This window comes from Rummeliibacillus suwonensis, from assembly GCF_007896435.1.
In the GTDB taxonomy this organism is placed as follows: Bacteria; Bacillota; Bacilli; order Bacillales_A; family Planococcaceae; genus Rummeliibacillus; species Rummeliibacillus suwonensis.
On record NZ_VCBL01000001.1, the window covers coordinates 1451391 to 1473009 of the forward strand.

At 35.1% G+C, this 21619-nt stretch carries 19 protein-coding genes and 1 pseudogene; 18 read left to right on the top strand and 2 right to left on the bottom strand.

From position 1 onward, the window contains the following. Positions 1-27: 27 nt before the first annotated feature. From FEU33_RS06750 to FEU33_RS06825, 17 genes and pseudogenes are all read left to right on the top strand, one after another. A complete protein-coding gene (locus FEU33_RS06750; protein WP_376752483.1) occupies positions 28-1011 on the top strand; it encodes a DUF294 nucleotidyltransferase-like domain-containing protein in 984 nt (327 codons plus the stop codon). A 2-nt stretch (positions 1012-1013) separates the two neighbouring features. Then, positions 1014-1739: an exonuclease domain-containing protein gene (locus tag FEU33_RS06755; RefSeq protein ID WP_146548646.1), complete on the top strand. Its 726-nt coding sequence runs from the start codon at positions 1014-1016 to the stop codon at positions 1737-1739. A gap of 862 nt (positions 1740-2601) precedes the next feature. Continuing rightward, a complete protein-coding gene (locus FEU33_RS18725; protein WP_186731337.1) occupies positions 2602-2745 on the top strand; it encodes a hypothetical protein in 144 nt (47 codons plus the stop codon). 145 nt (positions 2746-2890) lie between these two features. Next, the gene (locus FEU33_RS06760) at positions 2891-3592 is read left to right on the top strand and encodes an arginase (protein WP_146548647.1); all 702 of its coding nucleotides are present in this window, start codon (positions 2891-2893) and stop codon (positions 3590-3592) included. Positions 3593-4487: 895 nt separating this feature from the next. After that, the gene (locus FEU33_RS06765; protein WP_146548648.1) at positions 4488-5993 is read left to right on the top strand and encodes an aminotransferase class I/II-fold pyridoxal phosphate-dependent enzyme; all 1506 of its coding nucleotides are present in this window, start codon (positions 4488-4490) and stop codon (positions 5991-5993) included. Between the two features lie 204 nt (positions 5994-6197). Beyond that, on the top strand, positions 6198-7058 hold the full coding sequence (gene speB, locus FEU33_RS06770) for an agmatinase (RefSeq protein ID WP_146548649.1): 861 nt from the start codon (positions 6198-6200) through the stop codon (positions 7056-7058). 476 nt (positions 7059-7534) lie between these two features. Continuing rightward, positions 7535-8326: a transporter substrate-binding domain-containing protein gene (locus FEU33_RS06775; protein ID WP_146548650.1), complete on the top strand. Its 792-nt coding sequence runs from the start codon at positions 7535-7537 to the stop codon at positions 8324-8326. A 21-nt stretch (positions 8327-8347) separates the two neighbouring features. Continuing rightward, positions 8348-9010: an amino acid ABC transporter permease gene (locus FEU33_RS06780; RefSeq protein WP_146548651.1), complete on the top strand. Its 663-nt coding sequence runs from the start codon at positions 8348-8350 to the stop codon at positions 9008-9010. Beyond that, complete coding sequence (locus tag FEU33_RS06785; protein ID WP_146548652.1) at positions 9003-9731, top strand: amino acid ABC transporter ATP-binding protein; 729 nt, start codon at positions 9003-9005, stop codon at positions 9729-9731. Before FEU33_RS06780 ends, FEU33_RS06785 begins: the two co-directional genes overlap by 8 nt. 443 nt (positions 9732-10174) lie before the next feature. Then, positions 10175-10531: pseudogene (locus FEU33_RS06790) on the top strand (DUF3990 domain-containing protein); the annotation flags it as partial. Positions 10532-10620: 89 nt separating this feature from the next. Next, positions 10621-10875, top strand: coding sequence for a hypothetical protein (locus FEU33_RS06795; RefSeq protein WP_146548653.1), 255 nt, complete (start codon positions 10621-10623; stop codon positions 10873-10875). Continuing rightward, the gene (locus tag FEU33_RS06800; protein WP_146548654.1) at positions 10868-11071 is read left to right on the top strand and encodes a DUF3791 domain-containing protein; all 204 of its coding nucleotides are present in this window, start codon (positions 10868-10870) and stop codon (positions 11069-11071) included. The genes FEU33_RS06795 and FEU33_RS06800 overlap by 8 nt, the downstream gene beginning before the upstream one ends. A 722-nt stretch (positions 11072-11793) precedes the next feature. Further along, positions 11794-13773: an N-6 DNA methylase gene (locus tag FEU33_RS06805; RefSeq protein ID WP_146548655.1), complete on the top strand. Its 1980-nt coding sequence runs from the start codon at positions 11794-11796 to the stop codon at positions 13771-13773. Continuing rightward, entirely contained in the window at positions 13760-14812 is a 1053-nt protein-coding gene (locus FEU33_RS06810; RefSeq protein ID WP_186731338.1) for a restriction endonuclease subunit S, read from the top strand. The genes FEU33_RS06805 and FEU33_RS06810 overlap by 14 nt, the downstream gene beginning before the upstream one ends. Positions 14813-14864: 52 nt before the next feature. Beyond that, positions 14865-15305 (top strand): GNAT family N-acetyltransferase, encoded by a 441-nt coding sequence (locus FEU33_RS06815; protein ID WP_146549920.1) that lies wholly within the window; start codon positions 14865-14867, stop codon positions 15303-15305. A gap of 102 nt (positions 15306-15407) precedes the next feature. Continuing rightward, positions 15408-16166 carry an SH3 domain-containing protein gene (locus FEU33_RS06820; RefSeq protein WP_146548657.1) on the top strand — a complete coding sequence of 253 codons (759 nt, stop codon included), beginning with the start codon at positions 15408-15410 and terminating at the stop codon, positions 16164-16166. Positions 16167-16935: 769 nt separating this feature from the next. Continuing rightward, positions 16936-17496: a glutathione peroxidase gene (locus FEU33_RS06825; protein WP_146548658.1), complete on the top strand. Its 561-nt coding sequence runs from the start codon at positions 16936-16938 to the stop codon at positions 17494-17496. A 263-nt stretch (positions 17497-17759) separates the two neighbouring features. Here the strand turns inward: FEU33_RS06825 and FEU33_RS18730 are convergent, their stop codons facing one another. Together FEU33_RS18730 and FEU33_RS06830 are read right to left on the bottom strand one after the other, a co-directional pair. Further along, entirely contained in the window at positions 17760-17927 is a 168-nt protein-coding gene (locus FEU33_RS18730) for a hypothetical protein (RefSeq protein WP_186725759.1), read from the bottom strand. Between the two features lie 243 nt (positions 17928-18170). Next, positions 18171-19457 carry a dicarboxylate/amino acid:cation symporter gene (locus FEU33_RS06830; protein WP_146548659.1) on the bottom strand — a complete coding sequence of 429 codons (1287 nt, stop codon included), beginning with the start codon at positions 19455-19457 and terminating at the stop codon, positions 18171-18173. 384 nt (positions 19458-19841) lie between these two features. Here FEU33_RS06830 and FEU33_RS06835 point away from each other — a divergent pair, with 384 nt between their 5' ends. Beyond that, positions 19842-21527 carry a methyl-accepting chemotaxis protein gene (locus tag FEU33_RS06835; RefSeq protein ID WP_146548660.1) on the top strand — a complete coding sequence of 562 codons (1686 nt, stop codon included), beginning with the start codon at positions 19842-19844 and terminating at the stop codon, positions 21525-21527. Positions 21528-21619: the final 92 nt, after the last annotated feature.

A 21619-nucleotide genomic window follows, 5' to 3' on the forward strand; every position in this document is an offset into this window, starting at 1 on the left:
TATCTTTAGGCTTTTTACAAAAAGGAAGTGCTTCTTTTGAACACTGGGGTGTTAACATATGAGTCCATTAAAGAATGGAAAGAGCAAAATATTTCTACATTTAAAAATGATTTAATAGGTCTTAATTCATTCCATGATCAAATTATGCGGAAAGTGTTAAAGGTGGCAATTGAAAAATTAAACAAAGGGGAGCCACCTTGCGACTTTTCATGGTTTGTAACAGGAAGCGGTGGTAGGTTTGAACAAGGTTTCATTAGTGATCAAGATCATGGCATGATCTATATGGAAGATTCTGAAGAATGTCATCTCTATTTTAAAGCTCTTGGGGAAGAGCTTGCAGATGGTCTTGCATTTGTGGGATATCCATATTGTAAGGGGTATATTATGAGTTCGAATCCGCTGTGGTGCAAATCTTTTCAGGGGTGGAAAGAACAATTGCTTGCCTGGATGGAATCTGAAAGTTGGGGAGCGATCCGCTATTTACAAATATTTTATGATGCTAGAGTCATAGAGGGTGAAGAGCCATATATCAAGCAGTTGAAAACCGTCATCTATGACTATCAATTAGAGCATCCAAAACTATTAAAACGATTTTTAGCAAATATAATGCATATAAAAAATATCATTGGACCTTTGGGACAAATTTTGGTGGAACGTTACGGTACATATCAGGGGTGTATAGATTTGAAGTATTCAGCCTTTGTTCCGTATGTGAATGCGATACGAATATTGGCAATTAAAGAAGGAATATATGAAACTTCAACACTTGCACGTATTTCTCAGTTAACTCAACAAAAGGAATATGGTCAATTGCTTCAAAATTGTGAACAGAATTTCGAACTTTTATTAAAGTATAGGCTATCTTTATATAAAGTAAATGATTATTCAGACACACATTATTTAAGAATTGCGGGTCTTGAAAAAGAGAAAAAAAAGCAAATCAAGCAAATTCTTAAAACGGGTGTAAGAATTCATGACGAAGTAATCGAGCTTATTGAAAAAGGGTGTTAATTATGGCTTTTGAACCGTTTCAGCAGTTGTTAAGATCCATACAAGGTAAACGGAATTCAGGAGGTTTAGGGGAAGTTCAAAATGCTCAACAAATTGCATTTTTGAGAGGCTTGCAAAAAGAAATACAGCCGGAAGAAGCTTTAACAATCCCTTTAACGGAACTAAATGTAGTCGTTTTTGATATTGAAACGACAGGTTTTCATCCAGAAAAGGGAGATGAAATATTATCAATTGGTGCCATTAGGATGAACGGTTCAAATATTCTTGAAGACGAAACATTTTATTCACTCATGCATTCTGAAAAGAATATTCCACTTGAAATCATAAAACTGACGGGTATTACAAATGAGGCCATTCAATCTGCTCCTCCAGCAGCAAATGTCTTTCTTGAATTTCTTGAATTTGTAAAAGATTCAACACTTGTTGCCCATCATGCAAATCATGAGCGAAGCTTTATGAAATATGCAAGTAATCATTATTTTAGAACACCTTTTAAGTACCGAATAGTGGATACAGCATTTTTGTTCAAAATAGTGGAACGAAACTTGAGTATTGTTAAGTTAGAAGATTTTTGTTCTCATAATCATATCCCGATTATCAATCGACATCACGCTTTAGGTGATGCAGTATTGACCGCGAAATTATGGAGCCTTTATATTGAAAGAGCCAAAAAGATCGGTTGTGAAAATTTGCAAGATGTTTATGATCGATTTGCAAGATTACAGTAGCCTCCTCTAAGCTTTTTGTATAGGATAAAGTATATATTTAATACCAATAATTGAAGTAAAGGTGATAAAATAGCAATGTGTTGTCTAAAAAGCAGAGATTCCGTTTTATCATGATAAATAGAGCACAGAATGTTGTTTAATCAGTATTCTGTGCTTTTTGTATGATCCATTTTCCTTTTGAAAACTTCTTGGCTATAGCTGGATTGAAGTAGTGGAGATGTGCTTGATGCATGATTGACAAAGGTTCGAATAGAACATTAAAGAGTGGGGCAAAGTAATTTATATTTGTATTGCCTGAAGATTGATCCTATCAGGGATTCTATGCTATATAGAGCAAAATAGCGCTTATTAGTGTCACAATAATTCTGCTTTATGATATAATATAATTACTATTTAATGTAAATAGTGAAACTACCGAAAGGAAGTGATTTTTTGTTAACTCTCAACATTCATAAGGACGATCGATTTTATGTTGTGGAGTATGTTTCTAAAGTGGGAGAACGTATTGATCATCAGCATTATTCTAAGGATTCCCTCTTTGAGAGCATTTATAAGCTCGGTCGGCATACTCACATCAACAACGTCCACTTTTGCATCCCACGCGATTTAAGCCATTCTTTGTTATCATTTTTATCTATTGAATTTCCAGGAGAACTTTATGAACACAAAATTACGATCAACGATTAGCCCGTCTTTTACAAATCTCAAAAATTTCAAAAAATTAGTACAGTAAACAGATGATCTGACTTATTTTTTTAGATCATCTGTTTTATTATTATTTATCCGCATTAACTGGCAGTAAGACCCCCCTCAAGATATAGATAGAAACGCAAAAATAGATAGATGCGGGAATAACTGCCGCATGCGCTCGATTGGTTCGGGCCAACAAGATGTTGGTCCCTCAGTTGTTGCCACAGGACGTGGCGCTTTTCACTTCCGTTCCTCTATTTCAATGAGGAAGAAAACCCCAGCTGATGGAACCCTCACTTTAACGAACATCCTTTAATTGTTTATATATGGATAAATTGACTTTAAATTTGTTAAGAACTACAATTATCTTATAAAAGATATAGCACTCAATGACTTCAATGGCTAATAAAATGACGAAATAGATAATCAATGATTGAACGAACTTATTAGAGGTGGTTATCATGGGAAACAATTTATTATCAATAGATTGGGATTATTTTATTTCATTAGACAACAAAAATTGTGTATCAACTATCGAAAACAAAAAAACAGTAAATGATTTGTGGTATAAGCGATATTTTCAATTTAAATCGGAAGGTAAAGATCTTCAAAAACGATATCAACTTTCTGAAGAGGCCGATAAGTTTTGGGGGAAGATGAAGAAAATTTTTGAGTTTGATTCGCATGTTCATATATTTGTCTCAGATTCACATGCTTTATCTTATAAAATTGCACAGATGTATAATTGTGATAATGTATACCTTTTTGACGCTCATTCTGATTTGGGTTATGGGGGTCTACCATCTCTTGAGTTTGAGTTGAATTGTGCAAACTGGTTAGGCAAATTACTAAAAAACAAAAAAGTAAAAGAAGCCCATATCATTTATGGTCCATACACGGCTGAAAAGCCTGAAAATTTCCAACAAATGAACGAATTATATCATATTGAATATCCAACAATAAATGATTTAGATGAAAAGACGAAAATATCAGCTATTCATATTTGTCGTTCAGGTGCCTGGACACCACCATGGTTAGATGGAAAATTTATTGAATTTATTCGTAAAATAGGTTTTTCTTATACCATGACTGAATGTCTGAAACGAAATTGGAATCCAACTGCTCTAACCTATGCAGATCAATTGCAATATTTGATGACATAAACGAATCCATATCATTTTTCCTGTGGCAACGACTTTGGGATCAACATCGTGTTGCCCCGAAGCGGCTCAGCGTTCGCCGCCCTCAGGAAAGCGAGCGAGCCGTAGCGAAAATCAGCATATACACTATATTTTGTGTGGGAAATTGGATCATCAACATCCTTAATAAAAAAATTTTGAAGCATTTTTTTAAAAGATATTGTAGTATAACAGAATAGATTTTGACGTATATCTGTATCAGTTATTCAAAATTATTTAATTGCAGAAAATTACAGTTAATTATTAGCAAATTAATGATAATCCTTAATAAATAAACGTATTTTAAAAGTGGCAGGTTTTTCTGAATAGAGAAACTTAGTCGCTTTTTTATATAGGTAAGTCCTAAATTGAATAGAACAGTTTTAATTTATACATATTTAATTTTTAAATTATAAAATAATTGGATCATTCAAAACTGAAATTTATCCCAAAAAACGATTTGACAGTTTTCGTGAAATCAATTATTATTAGCCTCAGCATGAATAAAGTTGCTCTTATTAATAACCGTTGAGACGAGGGGTCTAAGATACGGTGGCAAACCAGACTGATCAAAATCAGATTTTGGGGCTCAACCTGAGCGCAAAATGTACGAAGTTTTGTGAACGATAAGAGGATAAGCAGTTGATACTAATCGAAGCTTTCCTTCTAATGGTTGGAGAGCTTTTTTCTATGCTAAAAATAACATTTTTTAGTTGAGGTGTTTAATATTGACTGTTTTTATTTTATTGCCATCTAAGTTTGTTTTGAAATTATATTTTCATAAAATTCAAAAATATTTTACAAATCATGTTCTTGAAATGATTTCAACACCCTATTATTCCAAATTAGTTTGCAAACCGATCGGGGAGGGCGTTGAATAATGAATAGCATTCAAGAACAAACCCAAATCAGAGAATTTGCTCAAGCACAAGAAAGAATGCCGTTATTTGAAACATTAGTGGATTACGCCAAAAAGGATGTAACACCTTTTGATGTTCCTGGTCATAAAATGGGTGCACAGGCAAGTCCCTTAAAAAATATACTTGGTGAAATGACAATGAAAATGGATGTTAACTCCATGAAAGAGTTAGATTTACTAAGTCACCCTGAATCGGTTATTAAAGAAGCACAGCAGCTGGCGGCCAATGCTTTTGGGGCAGATCAAGCTTACTTTTTAGTGAATGGTACAACATCAGGCATTTTAGCGATGATTTTAGCTTCTTGTAAACCTGATGATGTATTAATTGTGCCTCGGAATTGTCATAAATCCGTTATGAATGGCTTAATTTTAAGTGGGGCAAAACCTATTTTTATTGAACCAGAGGTAGATGTACACTTCGGGATTTCGCATGGGATTTCAGTAAAAAGTGTGACGAAAACTTTATCCGCATATCCGGAAGCAAAGGCAATCTTAGTAACATATCCGACTTACTTTGGTTCGATGAATGATTTAAGGGCGATTTGCAGGTTAGCGCATGATCGGGATATTACTGTGATTGTGGATAGCGCACATGGTGCACATCTGCCATTTATGCCCGGTCAAATAGATCCAATTGTTGCAGGTGCCGATATCGTTACAATGAGTATGCATAAAACAGGAGGATCGCTGACTCAAAGTTCGATTTTATTTTTAAATGAAGGCCGTGTCTCAGCGAAAACCATGCAAAAAACGTTGAACATGTTACAGACAACAAGTGCGAACTATCTATTGATGAGTTCCTTAGACGTTGCAAGACATGACCTTGCATTGTACGGGTATGATCGCTATAAAGATTTAAAACCACTTGTAGAAAAGGCAATTCATGATATCGAACAGCATACATGCTTTGAAGTGCTAAAAAATGATTATGTAAAAAAACAGAATATGCAAGCTTATGATTGGACTAAAATGGTGATCCGTGTGAACGACAGCGGGTTAACAGGTTTTGAAGTATATACACTGCTAAAAGAAAAGTACCAAATTCAAATGGAATTAGCTGAAGGCTATGTAGTTATGGCTGTGGTTACGACAGCTGATGATGAGGAATCGTTGAAAAAATTAGTATATGCCCTTTGTGAGATCAATCGTTTATACGGCAGAAAAAAACCAATCTATTCGACCAATGTAACACCTACTCATCCCAATAAATTATTGTTGAGTCCAAGGGATGCATACTATGCCGAGCATGAATTGTTACCAATCGATATGGCACTTGGAAAAATCAGTGCGGATTTGTTGATGATTTATCCTCCAGGTATTCCGCTTGTCATTCCAGGAGAATTAATATCAGAAGATGTTATTCAACAATATCACTACTACTCTAAAACATTCGGTAATGTTCTGACCGAATCTGCTTTAAAGCATCATATTACGGTAGTGAAACCATCAATTACGCCTCCAGCGTAATTGCGTCCGGATTTTTTTCGAGCTTGCTCGAAAAACTCCTCTTCAAAATCCGTGACATCCGCCGGAGGCTTTATCTTGATTCAGCAGGCATTTGCACATCTGCTGAATTAGAAAAAACAGCATTCATCCCACCACCTATAGAGATGGGAGCTTTTTGCTGAATCCAGATAAAAACATCGAAGCAAATAAAGGAGTAATTAACATATGCAAAATAAGCCATTAAATGTATCAACATTCATTGGATGTGACAATCAATATGAAGAGTCTAGTCTTGTACTTTTCGGTATTCCATTTGATGGGACGACAAGCTTTAGACCGGGCACTCGTTTTGCGATGCAAGCGATTCGCCCGGACTCCTATGGATTAGAAACTTATTCACCTTATTTGGATCGTGATTTAGAAGAGATCGCTATTTATGATAGTGGAGATTTAGAACTGCCTCTTGGAAATACGCAAAAAACAATGGATGAAATCTTAACATTTAGTCGTTCACTTGTTTCTGATAACAAAAAATTTGTAATGGTTGGGGGAGAGCATTTAGTCAGCTATCCAACTATTCAAGCAGTTTATGAAAAGTATCCAGATTTGCATGTGATCCATATTGATGCACACACTGATTTGCGAGAAGAATATATGGGAGAAAAACTATCGCATGCCTCCATTATTCGTCGTTGTCATGAATTTTTGGGAGATGGACGAATCTTTCAATTTGGTATTCGTTCAGGTTTAAAAGAAGAATTTGAATGGTCCAAAGAACATACTTATATGGAGCGCTTTACGATTGATACTTTAGGTGAAGTGGTAGAAAAGCTAGAAAATGTTCCTACATATATTACGATTGACTTGGATGTACTAGATCCCGGTACATTTCCAGGGACAGGAACACCTGAACCGGGTGGTATAACGTATAAAGAGCTATTAATTGGTATTCAGCAATTACAAAAGTTAAACTATATTGTTGCAGCAGATGTCGTAGAATTATCTCCATCCTATGATCCATCTGGTGCATCGACAGCCGTTGCATGTAAAACGATTCGCGAAATGTTGTTAACGGTTGGAAAATAAAGAACTATTCAAGTGGGTCTTCACCATATTAGATACTTGTTGAAATAAGTATATGTATTAGCTAGGCAGGTTGATCCATTTATAACAAAACTGAAATGTTGATTTATCAGCATTTTGGTTTTTTCATTTTAAAACTGTATAGTTGAATAAATCAAAACTCACACAAGATAGGAAATATTCAAAAAAATAAATATTGCCCGAGGAATAAGGAAAAACGACAAAAATCTCTTATTTAATTGATTTTATTCGACAAAGATATTATTTTTACGTTTCAAATGAAAATTTATATCATATTTTTCGAAAAAAAGCACATTCTTACGTAAAAAGACTTTAGTTTTTAAAAATTTATGTTATTATATTTATAAATATTAATTCATATATATTCATGATTTGCAGTTTACCCGTATTATTATGCAATAATTTGAGCACTCGATGAGAGAATATATATAAACAACTATAGAATGGAGCTTTTTAGTATGAAAAAGAAATGGTTATTTGCAGCAGCCGCTGTATTATCACTATCACTAGCAGGATGTGGATCTAATTCAGATAAAACTGCGACTGACAACAACAATGATCAAGACAACAAAAAAGTATTAGTAATGGGAACATCAGCAGATTTTGCCCCATTTGAATATATCGATTCAGCAAAATCAGATGAAATCATCGGATTTGATGTAGATTTAGCGAAAGCAGTTACGAAAAAAATGGGTTATCAATTGAAAATTCAAGATATGGAATTCAATAGTTTAATCCCAGCTGTACAATCTAAAAAAATTGATTTTGCCATGGCTGGTATTACACCAAACGAAAAACGTGCGAAAGTGGTAGATTTCACAGATTCGTATTACGATACAGTAGATTATATTATTACGAAAAAAGGTGCTACTTTTAACGGCATTGATGATTTAAAAGGTAAAAAAATTGGTGCACAAGTTTCTTCTATTGAAGAAGATACAGCAAACACGATTAAGGATAAATTAAAAACTGTAAAAGTAGAAACTCGTGACCGTGTACCTGAATTGATCCAAGAAGTGAAACTTGGAAGACTTGATGCCATCGTGCTAGAAGATATCGTTGCCAAAAACTATGTTAAGCAAAATAATGATTTAAAATACTCAGCCATTGAAGGCGTTGAAAATCAAAAAAAGGCAGCAGCATTTCCTAAAGGCAGTAAATTGGTTACAGAATTCAACAAAGCTGTAAAAGAATTAGACGATGCTGGAGAAATCGATAAAATGAGAGCAAAATGGTTCAAGGTTGAGTAACAGGAGAAAGAGGTTCTAAAGATGAATTTGGATTTTACGCCAATTATGCCATCGATCCCTTATATCATTAAAGGGATTGTCGTTACATTAGAAATTGCAGCAATTGCATGTGTATTAGGTTTTATTCTCGGGGTTTTGCTGTCACTTGTTAAATTGAGTGGCATCAGATTCCTTAAATGGCTGGCTGATTTCTATACTTCTGTATTTCGTGGTACACCACTTGTTTTGCAGTTGATCATCATTTACATGGGGATTCCGCAAATGTTCCCGAATATTGAGATTGAACCTATGCCTGCCGCTATTCTTGCTTTCTCTTTAAACTCAGCGGCTTATATCTCTGAAATCATTCGAGGTGGCATAATGGCAGTTGATAAAGGCCAAAGCGAGGCAGCACAAGCTTTAGGTGTCTCTTATGCTAGTATGATGAAAGATATTATTTTGCCACAAGCGTTAAAAAATATTATTCCGGCTTTAATGAATGAATTTATTTCATTGACAAAAGAATCAGCCATCGTGACGGTAATCGGTGCTTTAGATATAATGCGCCGTGCATATATTGTGGGTGGTGCGACATTCCACTATATTGAGCCATTGCTCATTGCTGGGGTCATCTACTATTTGATCGTGTTAGTGCTATCATATGCTGGTAAATTGGTTGAGAAAAGGATGAGAATAGGTGATTAATGTACAAGATTTGCATAAATCGTATGGCAAAAACGATGTGCTAAAAGGTATTTCAACAACGATTCAAGATGGCGAGGTTATCGCAATCATCGGTCCTTCTGGTTCAGGTAAATCAACCTTTTTACGATGCATCAACTTACTCGAAACACCGACTAGTGGTAAAATCATCATCAATGGTCAAGATGTGACAGAGAAAAAAACAAACTTGATGAAGGTCCGTGAAAAAGTAGGCATGGTATTTCAGCATTTCCATTTGTTCCCGCATAAAACGGTCATGGAAAATCTAACATATGCTCCGATGAAAGTAAGAAAGCTGACGAAAGCAGAAGCTGAAAAAAGTGGTGAAGAGCTTTTAAAGCAAGTTGGTTTATATGATAAAAAGGATGAATATCCAAGCCGTCTATCAGGTGGTCAAAAACAACGTGTTGCGATTGCAAGAGCTTTAGCAATGCAACCAGATATTATGTTATTTGATGAACCAACATCAGCGCTTGATCCAGAGATGGTAAAAGAAGTTCTTGATGTTATGAAATCTTTAACGAAAACAGGGATGACGATGTTGATCGTCACGCATGAGATGGGATTTGCTCGTGAAGTGGCTGATCGGATTTTCTTTATAGACAATGGTCAGTTAATCGAAGATACAGCTCCACAAGCGTTTTTCAAAAATCCATCCACTCAACGTGCGAAGGACTTCTTGGATAAAGTACTGAATATATAGATAGACTTTGATATAACAAGTGTTTTTAATATAAATTGTGTTTGTTTTTAATGTTAAAAGGAAAGCAACCAATTTGGTACGTTCAATAAGAAATTTATATCTTTTGAAAAAGGCATGGCTGAATATTTCGGCTATGTCTTTTTCGTATTCTTGCATGGATATATTAACCACCTAGTGTAGTTATCAACAATTTGAATGTTCTGATGACTGCATCCATTCATTTTTTAGCTTTGAATACAAGTGAAAAATATGTGCTTATTGAACTGCTATCTTAGAACAAGATTGATTTGCAAAATGAATTTGATTGCTCGTTTAATGGTATAATTAAGGAAAAACTTCCTTGTTGATTAAACGAAAAATTAGATTGTACAAAAGGAGGAATAAAGATTTGAAACTTTTCCATGGAAGTAATGTAGAAGAAGTAATGTAGAAGTTATGTAGAAGTTATGCATCCAAAAATTCGACTTAATTTACGAGCATTGGACTTTGGAGCTGGTTTTTATCTAACTTCAAGTGAAGAACAAGCAACAAGATGGGCAAAAATTGTTTCGCGTCGGAGAAGAACCGGAAAACCTACGTTGAACATCTACACAATCGATGAATCAAAAATAAATGAATTAAACATACTCCAATTTAAAACTGCTGATGCAGATTGGCTGGATTTTGTTGTAAATAACCGTAAAGAACAACTACTTGAAAATCCTTATGACTTAGTGATTGGTCCAGTTGCAAATGACTCGACTTTGCCTGTGATTGATGATTATATAGATGATAAATATACAAAGGAAGAAGCGGTATGACGTTTACTACCTCAAAACTTGACTGATCAATATGCTTTCTTAACAGTTAAGGCACTTGATTTATTGATATTTGAAAGGAGTGAGCCTAGATGACCAAAATTCCTGCAAGAACAATTGATTTCTTTGACAGACAAGTTACGCAATTAATGATTGAAAGGTATGGCTTTAATGATATGGAGGCCATTCGTTCTTTTCTTAAGTCAGAAACTTATAAGATGTTAATTGATCCTGAACTTGAAATTTATAAGTTGAGTCCACGTATTGTTTTTGACATGTGGGAAAGTGAACGAGTTACAGGTAATCCTCGAAACTCGCAATATTTAAGGAGTGATGAAGATGAGTAAACAAGCTGATTTTTTCATCTATCTTATTGAGCGATATGCGGAAAACAAGAAAACCACTGCTCAGAAAGTGCTTGAGCAGTGGGATTCTCTGGATTTGACGAACTTAATCTATGATATGTACGAATTATACCATGTGGAACGTTTAGAAAATGCATTTGATGATATCGATAAATTGGTGTCGCAAAAACAAGGCTAAGAATGAAACTATCAAAATTCCGTTTAGCGAGGAAATCAGGCAAGAATATTACTTGAACCAATCATCAATGACCGTGGCATTGAAGTGGATAAGACATTTGTCAAACAAGCACTCAAGCTAGATGAGTTATCGAAAAGGGTATTGTGGAACGTTTAAAAAAAATTACAGGTCCTGAAAATCCTAATTCCGTCACGCAGTTCCATGATTTTTTTGGAATAAGATGGATTTAAATGTAACTTTCCTGATTTTATGTTGATAAATTTGACTATGAGGAAGATGAAGAATAAGCGAAAACGACCACACTTGGTATCAAAGACCTTGTGTGGTTGTTTTGTTCTCACTTGAGCAACATATTTGGGGTGACTGACTTTATACCTAAGAAAAATTTTGACTCGCAGCAAGTTTTTCAAATTTATCCCGCGTTAACGGGCAGTAAGACCCCCATCTCAAGGTTTAGAGAGAAACGAGAAAGATAGGAGGGGATCAACTGCCCGTAAAAGCCCGATTGGTTCGGGACAACAGGATGTTGGTCACTCAGGTGTTGCCATAGGACGTGGCGCTTTTAACCTGAGTTCCTTTCCCTCACTGGAGAATAAGGAAAACCCCCACTGATGGAAGCTTTACTTTATAGATGATTGTTGAGTTCTTTAATTCAATGCTCCTTAATTTTAACTAATTTGATACAATAATAGTAGTCAAAAAGTGAGGGAGTTGGGTACACCATGATTAAACAAAATACATGTTCTAAAAACCATCAAACCATTGATTTGGAAGGAGATACAGATTTCTTAGTAAAAGATTTTTTAGATCATGCGGGCATCAGCTATACATATCCAAAAACGAATATCAATGAAATAGATCAAGCTCTAAATGGGGAAAGCCAATCTACGTTAATGGGAGAAAAAGCAGAGTTTATTTTTGTCAGTGGAAACCATTTATTTATCGTTCAGCGCAAATTGTCCAATGACAAGTTAGAATCTCTAAAAGATGGTCAAGTAGATACCACTCTTCCAGCAAGAAGCGAATACGCTGTAAATGGGGCTGTTCATTTTGCCAAGCTCATCATTGATAAAAAGATCAACTATAAAGAAGTAATTGCAATAGGGGTTACTGGCACCTCACATTATTATCAAATCCAACCCTATTATGTGACGGATACAGAAATCCGTAAGTTAGATGATGTCAAATCATTCGATGATTTTTCAGAAACGAATATTGATGAATACTGGCGAGTAGCTATAGACGGCGAGATGCCAAAAATTGAACGTGAGTTACGTGAAGTTCAACAGGTAGCAAAAGAGCTGCATGAAGATCTGCGAAACTATGGGAATCTTGAAGGGGAACGTAAAGCCACAGTCATTAGTGCGATCTTATTGGCATTAGAAGAAGAAACGTTTGACCTAAAACAGTTAAGGGGCTATGACAAAGAGGGACAGCGTGATGGGGATAAAATATTTAACGCGATTAAAACATTCATCGAAAATCTAGATTGGAACGGGCGATACGAAAAATATGGCGTACTGCTTGATTCATTTCGGTCTATTCGAACAGATCCAATTCTCAATACGATCAATTCTAGCCTAAATATGACACCGCTTCACTACTACGCTAACAAGTTAAAAGATCAAGTAGTGGATTTGATCAAGTCTAACAATGACATCGATATTCTGGGGAATTTTTATGGAGAGTTTGTTCGCTATGGTAGTAGCGATGGCAACACACTAGGCATCGTATTGACACCAAGACATATCACTTCACTAATGGCTGAATTGATCGATGTTAAACCCTTTGACTATGTATTGGATCCAGCTTGTGGCACAGGTGCTTTCTTAATCTCAGCTATGCAACGTATGATTTCAGATGTTGAAAACAATAAAAGTTTATCTCATTCTGAGAAAGAAGAACAGATCCGTGAGATTAAACAACATCACTTGTTTGGAATTGAGTTGCAGGCAAAGCTTTTCACGATTGCAACAACAAATATGATCCTTCACGGTGATGGTAAATCCAACCTTATTAAAGGTGATATGTTCCACGTTGAAGATAAGGAACATCTGCAAGGTAATCTGATTACTAAAGTATTGATGAACCCTGCTTATAGTCAAGCAAAGACGAAAAATCTAAAACATCTAAGCGAGATCAATTTTATTAGACATGCTTTAGCAATGATGAAGCCCAATGGGAAACTAGCAGCCATTGTGCCGATTAGTACAATGGTAGGAAAATCAAAAGAAGAAAAGCAATATAAAAAACAAATACTTGAGAAAAACACCTTAGAAACTGTTATTACGCTCAATACGAGTACTTTTCATAGTGTTGGCGTGAATCCTTGCATTTGTATCTTTACATCCGGTATTCCGCATGACCCACAAAAACGTGTAAACTTTGTTGATTTTACTGATGATGGCTATGAGGTTAGAAAACATGTTGGACTGATGGGGAATGGCTCGGAAAAAAGTAAGCGCCAACATTTGCTAGATGTGTTAAAGGGTAATGCGGACGATAATACTAGATTTATCGTAAAAACGACGATTGAGCCAGAGGATGAATGGTTACACGGTTTCTATTATTTTAATGATGAGCTACCAACAGATAAAGACTTTGAAACGACAATAGCTGATTATTTAACATTCCAATTTGACATGTATTCTCATGGAAGAGGATACTTATTTGAAGGATGTGATTCAGATGATGAGCATTGATTTAAATAGCCATAAATGGGCTGAGTTCTCTCTTGGGGATACAGAGTTATTCGATTTGCATGCCACATTAAATGGTATTGATAAAAACAAACTCATTCATACAACAAAAAAGTTACATCCATACATTACTCGCTCTGATAAAAACAACGGTTTAGATATGTTTATTTCCAAACAAAAACAACAGATGAATAAAGGAAATGTGATTAGTATCGGTCTTGATACACAGACGGTCTTTTATCAACCTTATGATTTTTATACTGGACAAAATATTCAAATATTAAAAACGCCAGTGATGAATAAAGAAATTGCTTTTTTCTTGATCCCACTTATCAAGAAACAATTGGAAACATTAAGTTGGGGCGGTAATGGAGCGACTCTTGGTAGACTGAAGAAGAAAAGGATCATGCTGCCAGTAGATGATCATGATGAGCCAGATTGGAAATTCATGGAGTATTATATTCATATGAAAACCAAGCAAATCAATAATCAAATACAACTTCCTCATTCAAATAATATCACAGATAAACATAGCTTGTTGGATGCCGATTGGGGAGAATTCAGTTTAGGAGATCGAAAATACTTCGATATCCTAAGTGGTGTACGCCTTACTAAAAAAGATATGCATGAAGGTTCTAGGCCGTTTGTTGGTGCAACAGATGGTAATAATGGTATTACTGCATGGACTTCAGATGTCAACAGCAGCTTAGATGAAAATGTATTAGGTGTCAACTACAATGGAAGTGTTGTTGAAAATCACTATCATCCGTACGAAGCTATTTTTTCTGATGATGTTAAACGGATAAAACTTCAAATCGATCATGCCAATAAATATCATTACCTCTTTCTGAAAACCATTATTCTTCAGCAAAAGGAAAAGTATGCCTATGGCTATAAGTTTAGTGCAACACGTATGAATGCTCAAAAAATTATGCTGCCAGTCAAGCAAGGGGAACCTGATTGGGCATTTATGGAGCAGTTCATGCGACAAAAAGAACAGGAAGTATTGCAGAATTCAAGGACACTATTTGAAAATCTATGAGGTGCAAAAATTGATCATCCGACCAGTAAAAATAGAAGACTTTTATCAAATAATGGAAATAGAGAAACTTTACTTCACAAAGGAAGAAGCGGCAACGGACGTAGCATTTGTTAACCGAATCCACATGATCCCAGATAGCTTTTTAGTAGCAGAGGAAGATGGAGAAATTAGAGGATATGTGAACGGCCCTGTAATGGAAACTACATATATTACAGATGACCTTTTTAGTGAAACAAAGGAAAATCCCAAAACAGGAGGAGTTCAAAGTATTCTAGGGTTAGCTGTCCATCCCACACATCAACAAAAGGGGATTGCCACAGTGTTATTAGCATATCTCGAAAATAATGCGAGGATGAAGAATCGCACAGCGGTTACTTTAACATGTCTAGAAAGATTAATCATTTTTTATGAGAAGCATGGCTATGAGAACAAAGGAATTTCTCAATCTAAACATGGTGGGGAAGTCTGGTATAACATGACAAAGGTGCTGTGATTGACCATCGGTATGGACATGGAGTTAAGCGGTTTTAAAATGGGATCTGTTTGTTGTGAAGTTTTGTAAATAGAGTATTCTCAATATAGTAGAGATGATTTTATGAAACGGAATCTAAAAAAGCTAGGTCAAATGATTTTAGGGACAAGCATTGCGGCATTATTAATCATCACATTAATTCCAGAAAAGGCACATGCTGAGTTAAAAAAAGATGATTATTTATTTAGAAGTACGTGTGCTATTGTAATTGATAAACACAAAAATAATATTACAAAACATCAACCAAAAGCGACGGCAACAGGCGCCTGTGCAGGTGATTTAAGAGGATACTATTTTAAGGATGATACAGATTCATTTTATACAATTGATAGGGGCTACTTTGATATAAAATATAGTGGAGAGCCATTTATTATCGGTACAGATACTAAAGTAGTTGTTTATTTAACAGATTCCTCAAAAAAACTTAAAAAAAATCAAATCATGCATGTAGCTAAAGATAAAAAAATTAACGTTAGAAAGACAGCTAGTGCTAAAGGAAAGATTGTAACGTCTGTTAAACAAGATAAAACGGTAAAAGTTGTTTACGAAAAGGGCGGCTGGGTTAAAGTAATTGCTAACAAGAAATATGGTTGGGTTCCTCGTAAATATTTGGTTAATACAGTCACTATTAATACGGTAGAGAAAAAAATATATAAAGCAACCACTAATTATGTGAAGACAGATTCACTGTTAAAAGGTGAAAAAGAAGTCTGGATAAAAGGCAAAGATGGAAAAACTGCAACCATTTATAAAACTAGGTACGTGAACGGTAAAAGGGTATATAAAAAAGCATATTTCAAGGTAACTGAACAGCAAAAGTAGGATGCAACTATTCTAATTGGAACGGGAGAACTATAAAAAATTAATATAAGTAAGGAAGATAAATACGAATAAAAAATTAATTTATAGAGCACCCATTTTAATGATGTGCTTTTTTCTTTCAGAGACAAGTCTATAAAATATAGAGAAAAATTAACTTACATATATATGAAAATATATTTCTAGACAGATGATATGAGATCAGAAGAATTTAGGAAAAGGAGATAAGCAATATTTCTAGCATAGGATATCACGCGTGTTGATTTTACAAAATTAGGGGTGTCTGTTTGGCATAGCTTTTGAAAAACTCTGTATTTTTAAGACCATTTATATAGATTGGAGCGGAGGCTTGCTCGAGTCCTCGAAAATGCAAGCATTTTCTTCGTGCGGTGTGATTCGAGGAAGAAAATTCAACGTCCCGCGGGAAAAGCGAATAGATGAGACCCCGCAGCGTAGCGATTGAAGGAACGGAATCTAAGAACGCCACGTCCTGTGGCAACGATTCCGTGACCAACATCCTGTTGCCCCCAGCATTCGCCCGCAGGAAAGCGAGCAAGCCGGAGCGGAAATCAATAAATTCCCCTATTTTCATGGATTAAATTGGATAATCAACACGCCTGATAGGATATAATAATGCTGCGTATAATTGTTATTTTAGCCATGGCTTATAAACTCCTGTTCATCGGGTTGTAGATAATAAGTTCATTAAATTGATTCTCCTATCAAAGATTATGTATAATTAGTGCATATTGATTACATTGGAGGATTCTGAATGAGTATATATAATTATTTGGTTCAAAAACCTAATGGTGAGATTTTATCAATGCAAACATTTAAAGGAAAGATCATGCTCATCGTAAATACAGCTAGTAAATGCAGATTTACATATCAATTTGAAGAACTTCAAAAACTATACGATCGTTATCAAGCTAAAGATTTTGTCATACTTGGATTCCCGTGCAATCAGTTTGGCGATCAAAATCCAGAAGATGGAACAGACTCAAATATTTTCTGCCAACGCAATTATGGTGTTGCATTCCCAATGTTTGAAAAAGTAGAAGTTAATGGGGATAAAACCGCTCCATTATTTAATTATTTAAAGCATGAAGTACCTTATCGAGAATTAAGTGATGAATCGATTGAAGAAAAAGTTTTAAAGATAAAATTAAAAGAAGAATATCCAGAATACTTAATTGGAAATAATATTCGATGGAATTTCACCAAATTTTTGGTCGCAAGTAATGGAGAGGTTATAAAAAGATTTGAGCCAACAGATTCAATACTTGATATTGAAAAAGAAGTTGACAACCAAATAGCTAGTGCTATTCATTGATAAGGGGATATATGTATTGACATTCATCATAAATGGTGAAAATCTGCTCGAATGGCTAATCTTCACATTGTGTTTACATAAACGTAAATGCCATCATATAAACGAAGGCAATCTTCTGATTCTAAATGAATGGAAGATTGCCTTTTTCTGAATAAAAGTATTTACGACCTTCTTTAAAGCCTGAGATGAAGCTTTATTCCACAGTAAGACCTTTGCTTCAAGCACAAGTAGTGGGGGAATAAAGAAAGATTCCGCGTTCAAAATTATTTCAGCATATGGAGAAGCTTTTGTTTTTCTTTTAAATATTCTTCCTCAGTGATGTCCTCTTTTAATAATAGTCCTGCCAATCTTTGAATTTCTTGCATCATTTCTTCTGTTGAATATTGTTTGTTTTCAGAAGAAACTTGTGATGGTTGTTTATCTGATGACATAGCATTCCCTCATTTCATGGCGCAGGTGTCCAAAATATATACTACATTATAGTACATTGGTGATCATAAGAGTACAAATTTCTCCTTGCTAAAAAATCGTCTAAGTATTCTAAATATAGAACTGTATACACTGCTCAGTCAAATTTGATCTGATCGCTTTTAGATAAAGTAAAGCCTCCATCAGTAGTGGGGTCTTACTGCCTCTTAACGCGGGATAAAATATTAAGCTGTGATAGTTCCTTGTTACGCAATATATTCTGGCTTCCCTGAAGTGCTTGCTTCTCCATCGATTGCACGGTTTTGCGCACCAGTAGGATCAAACTCTTTTTCACTTTTTGAAATAACGACTGTAGCTACGCCATTCCCAATAAGATTTGTAACGGCACGGGCTTCAGACATAAAGCGGTCGACACCGATTAATAATGCGATCCCTTCAACTGGGATCATTGGGAAAGCAGCTAATGTAGCGGCAAGTGTCACAAAACCAGAACCTGTTACGCCAGCAGCACCTTTAGACGTTAACATTAAAATACCAAGTAAAGTGATTTGCTGCCAAATAGACATTGGAACATCATATGCCTGTGCGATAAACATAGCGGCCATTGAAAGATAGATGGAAGTACCATCAAGATTAAAAGAATAGCCGGTTGGCACCACAAGACCTACAACCTGTTTGGAACATCCATAATTCTCCAACTTACGCATCATGGATGGGAGTGCTGATTCTGAAGAAGAAGTGCCGACAACTAAGAAAATTTCTTCTTTGACATAAGCGATGAATTTGAAAATATTAAAGCCATAGAATTTGGCAATAGAACCAAGCACTAAAGCGATGAACAAGAACATCGTAATATATACGGCTATCATTAATAGACCGAGAGATTTTAATGATTCGAGACCAAAATTACCGATTGTATAGGCCATTGCACCAAATGCACCAATCGGCGATAGTTTCATGACCATATTGATGATTTTAAAGAAAATTTCTGAAGCTTGTTCGCATAGCTTCATCACTGGTTTTACAGTTTCACCAAGAGAAGCGGCAGCAACTCCAAAAAGAACGGCACTAAACAATACAGGCAATAATTGTCCAGCTGCTAGAGAGCCAAAGAAGTTATCAGGCACAATATTCATGATAAATGGTACTAGTCCATGTTCTGTTTCAGCAGCAGCTGTTGTATAAGCAGAAACATCTCCACCTTTTGCTGCGGATGTATCTAACCCATGTCCAGGATTAATGACGTGTACAACGATTAAGCCAATCGCAAGTGCAATGGTTGAGACAACTTCAAAATAGATTAATGCCTTTCCACCAATTTTACCGACTTTCTTTAAATTGCCCATGCTACCGATACCAATGACAACTGTTAAGAAGATAATGGGTGCGATCAGCATTTTAATCAATTTAATAAAAACATCTGCTAATATTTTCAGCTGTACACTGAATTCAGGGAAAACGGCCCCAACAACGATCCCAATGATAATGGCTGTAATCACCTGAAATGTTAGACTCTTAAAATTGAATTTCATCAATTCGCCTTCTTTCTATCAAAATTTATTTTTTCTTTATTCCATCATAAATAAAAAGAAAGCGTTTACAATATTATGGTTTTAAAAGTCATTAAGGTTTTTTTGGTCTTAAAAGAGCAAAGCCATTAAAATGTTGATATATAAGGACTCCTTGAAACTTATAGCATGACATTGATATTCATAACTGTTTTAAAAAATGAATTTTGTCTATTTTGTACTTCTACAAAAAATGAATTATTTAAATATTTTTATATACCTCGATAGTCTATATATAAAAAATAATCTAAAAGCATTAAGTGAATATAGAAAAAATGAGTTTTGACACATGGTAATAGGTATTATATACTATCTGTAATACATCTTTAAAAGGGGTTAGGGATCATTATGAATTTAAGGGTAAAGTTAATCGTTTCACATAGCGTTATCAATGCGCTGAGTATTATCATTATCATCATTAGTGTTATCCAGTTGAGCAGAATGAATGGAAATTATACAAAAATCATCAATACGGAAATGCAACAAATTGTACAAATCGGAGATATCAGAAAAAATATTGCTTTGCAAACATTATATAATCGTACATATTTAGCTGATCCATCTTATGACAATCAGCAAAAACTTGAAAAAACATTAGAAGAAACGAACGCATCCATTGAGCAGCTTTCAAAAGAAATCGGTCAAAGCTATCAAACAACCATAGCTAAAGCGAAGACCGCGCAAAGTGATATTATGGGCTATAATCAAAAAGTCATACAAAATATAAACAATGACCAAAAGGACACGGCTAAGGATATTGCTTATGGCGCAACATATGATGTAAGCAATCAATTACTTGATTATATGGATCAATTAAAAAAAGACAAATTAAAATCTGTTGATAAAGTAAAATATGAAGCAACGCAAAGTTCTAAACATACGAAAGAATTCATGTTATCGATGATTGGCGTATTGTGTTTTGTTGTTTTTGTAGAGGTATTCTATTTAAGACATCGAATCATTCAGCCATTGACGAAGATCACTCATCAGGTACAACTGCTTGCAAAAGGAGATTTGACCAGTCAAGATATTTCAGTAAAAACGAAGGACGAAATAAAAATTCTGGCGGAGTCCTTTAAAGAACTTAAAAAGTCTCTACGTTCTTTAATTGGAAATACAAAGGAAAATTCAGCGATGCTCGCTACGACGTCTGAACAGTTGAAAAGCAATGTGACACAAGTTGATGAGTTATCAAATTCCATTTCAAATCGAATTGACAATATAACTAGAGCAGTGCTTGAAAATGTTGATTCGGCAAAGGATAGTTCCAAAGCAACCAATGAAACAGCCATCGGCGTACAACAAATTGCGGAAGAAACATCCAGTTTGCAAGATCAAGCGGTGACGACGCAGACATTGGCAGAGGATGGGATTCAGACAATAACTAATGCAAACGAACAAATGGCTGTTATTCATCAATCTACGCAGCAAGTTCGAGATTTAATGAATGAATTGAATAAAGAAATAAATGACATCAATAAGTTTTCGAATATTATTACCGAATTGACTGATCAAACCAATCTTTTAGCGTTAAATGCTGCCATCGAAGCGGCACGAGCTGGAGAACATGGAAAAGGTTTTGCTGTCGTAGCAGATGAAGTAAAAAAATTAGCTGAGGAATCGAATCGTTCAGTGGAACAAATTGTTGAAATAACACAAAGTATCGTTAGTAAAACAAAAGGTGTAGAAAAAGCAGTTGATACAGGGCTTTTAAATGTTCAAGATGGTGTGAGACTTCTAGAAGAAGCGGGGGGAAGCTTCAGCAAAATTACGGAAGCGGTTGTAAACATAACAGATCGTATTTCGAATATTTCTGCAGTAACTGAACAAATCTCTGCTTCTGCAGAGGAAGTGGCAGCAAATGTGAATCATGTGTCTTCAACATCTGAAAATACCGCTGATAAGATCCAACAGATCAATGATTCTGTTCATGGACAAGTGACAACTCTCGATGACATTAATGATATTTCAAAAGATTTAACAGAAAAGGCGGAAGAGTTACAACAAAGCATTCAACAATATAAATTATCATAAAAAACGAGCCTTCCTATCTATTTTAAAGATAAGAAGGCTTTTTTGTATCGTTTGATAGGCCTTATTAACGGAAAAGGTTTTACTGTCGTAGC

Bases quoted from the DNA above. Each gene is read 5' to 3' on its own strand.
- FEU33_RS06780 (WP_146548651.1), top strand. From the start codon at position 8,348: ATGAATTTGGATTTTACGCCAATTATGCCATCGATCCCTTATATCATT.
- FEU33_RS06825 (WP_146548658.1), top strand. From the start codon at position 16,936: ATGAGTATATATAATTATTTGGTTCAAAAACCTAATGGTGAGATTTTA.
- FEU33_RS06835 (WP_146548660.1), top strand. From the start codon at position 19,842: ATGAATTTAAGGGTAAAGTTAATCGTTTCACATAGCGTTATCAATGCG.
- FEU33_RS06755 (WP_146548646.1), top strand. From the start codon at position 1,014: ATGGCTTTTGAACCGTTTCAGCAGTTGTTAAGATCCATACAAGGTAAA.
- FEU33_RS06795 (WP_146548653.1), top strand. From the start codon at position 10,621: ATGACCAAAATTCCTGCAAGAACAATTGATTTCTTTGACAGACAAGTT.
- FEU33_RS06775 (WP_146548650.1), top strand. From the start codon at position 7,535: ATGAAAAAGAAATGGTTATTTGCAGCAGCCGCTGTATTATCACTATCA.
- FEU33_RS06830 (WP_146548659.1), bottom strand. From the start codon at position 19,457: ATGAAATTCAATTTTAAGAGTCTAACATTTCAGGTGATTACAGCCATT.
- FEU33_RS06810 (WP_186731338.1), top strand. From the start codon at position 13,760: ATGATGAGCATTGATTTAAATAGCCATAAATGGGCTGAGTTCTCTCTT.
- FEU33_RS18730 (WP_186725759.1), bottom strand. From the start codon at position 17,927: ATGTCATCAGATAAACAACCATCACAAGTTTCTTCTGAAAACAAACAA.
- FEU33_RS18725 (WP_186731337.1), top strand. From the start codon at position 2,602: ATGCGCTCGATTGGTTCGGGCCAACAAGATGTTGGTCCCTCAGTTGTT.
- speB (WP_146548649.1), top strand. From the start codon at position 6,198: ATGCAAAATAAGCCATTAAATGTATCAACATTCATTGGATGTGACAAT.
- FEU33_RS06805 (WP_146548655.1), top strand. From the start codon at position 11,794: ATGATTAAACAAAATACATGTTCTAAAAACCATCAAACCATTGATTTG.
- FEU33_RS06820 (WP_146548657.1), top strand. From the start codon at position 15,408: ATGAAACGGAATCTAAAAAAGCTAGGTCAAATGATTTTAGGGACAAGC.
- FEU33_RS06760 (WP_146548647.1), top strand. From the start codon at position 2,891: ATGGGAAACAATTTATTATCAATAGATTGGGATTATTTTATTTCATTA.
- FEU33_RS06765 (WP_146548648.1), top strand. From the start codon at position 4,488: ATGAATAGCATTCAAGAACAAACCCAAATCAGAGAATTTGCTCAAGCA.
- FEU33_RS06800 (WP_146548654.1), top strand. From the start codon at position 10,868: ATGAGTAAACAAGCTGATTTTTTCATCTATCTTATTGAGCGATATGCG.
- FEU33_RS06815 (WP_146549920.1), top strand. From the start codon at position 14,865: ATGGAAATAGAGAAACTTTACTTCACAAAGGAAGAAGCGGCAACGGAC.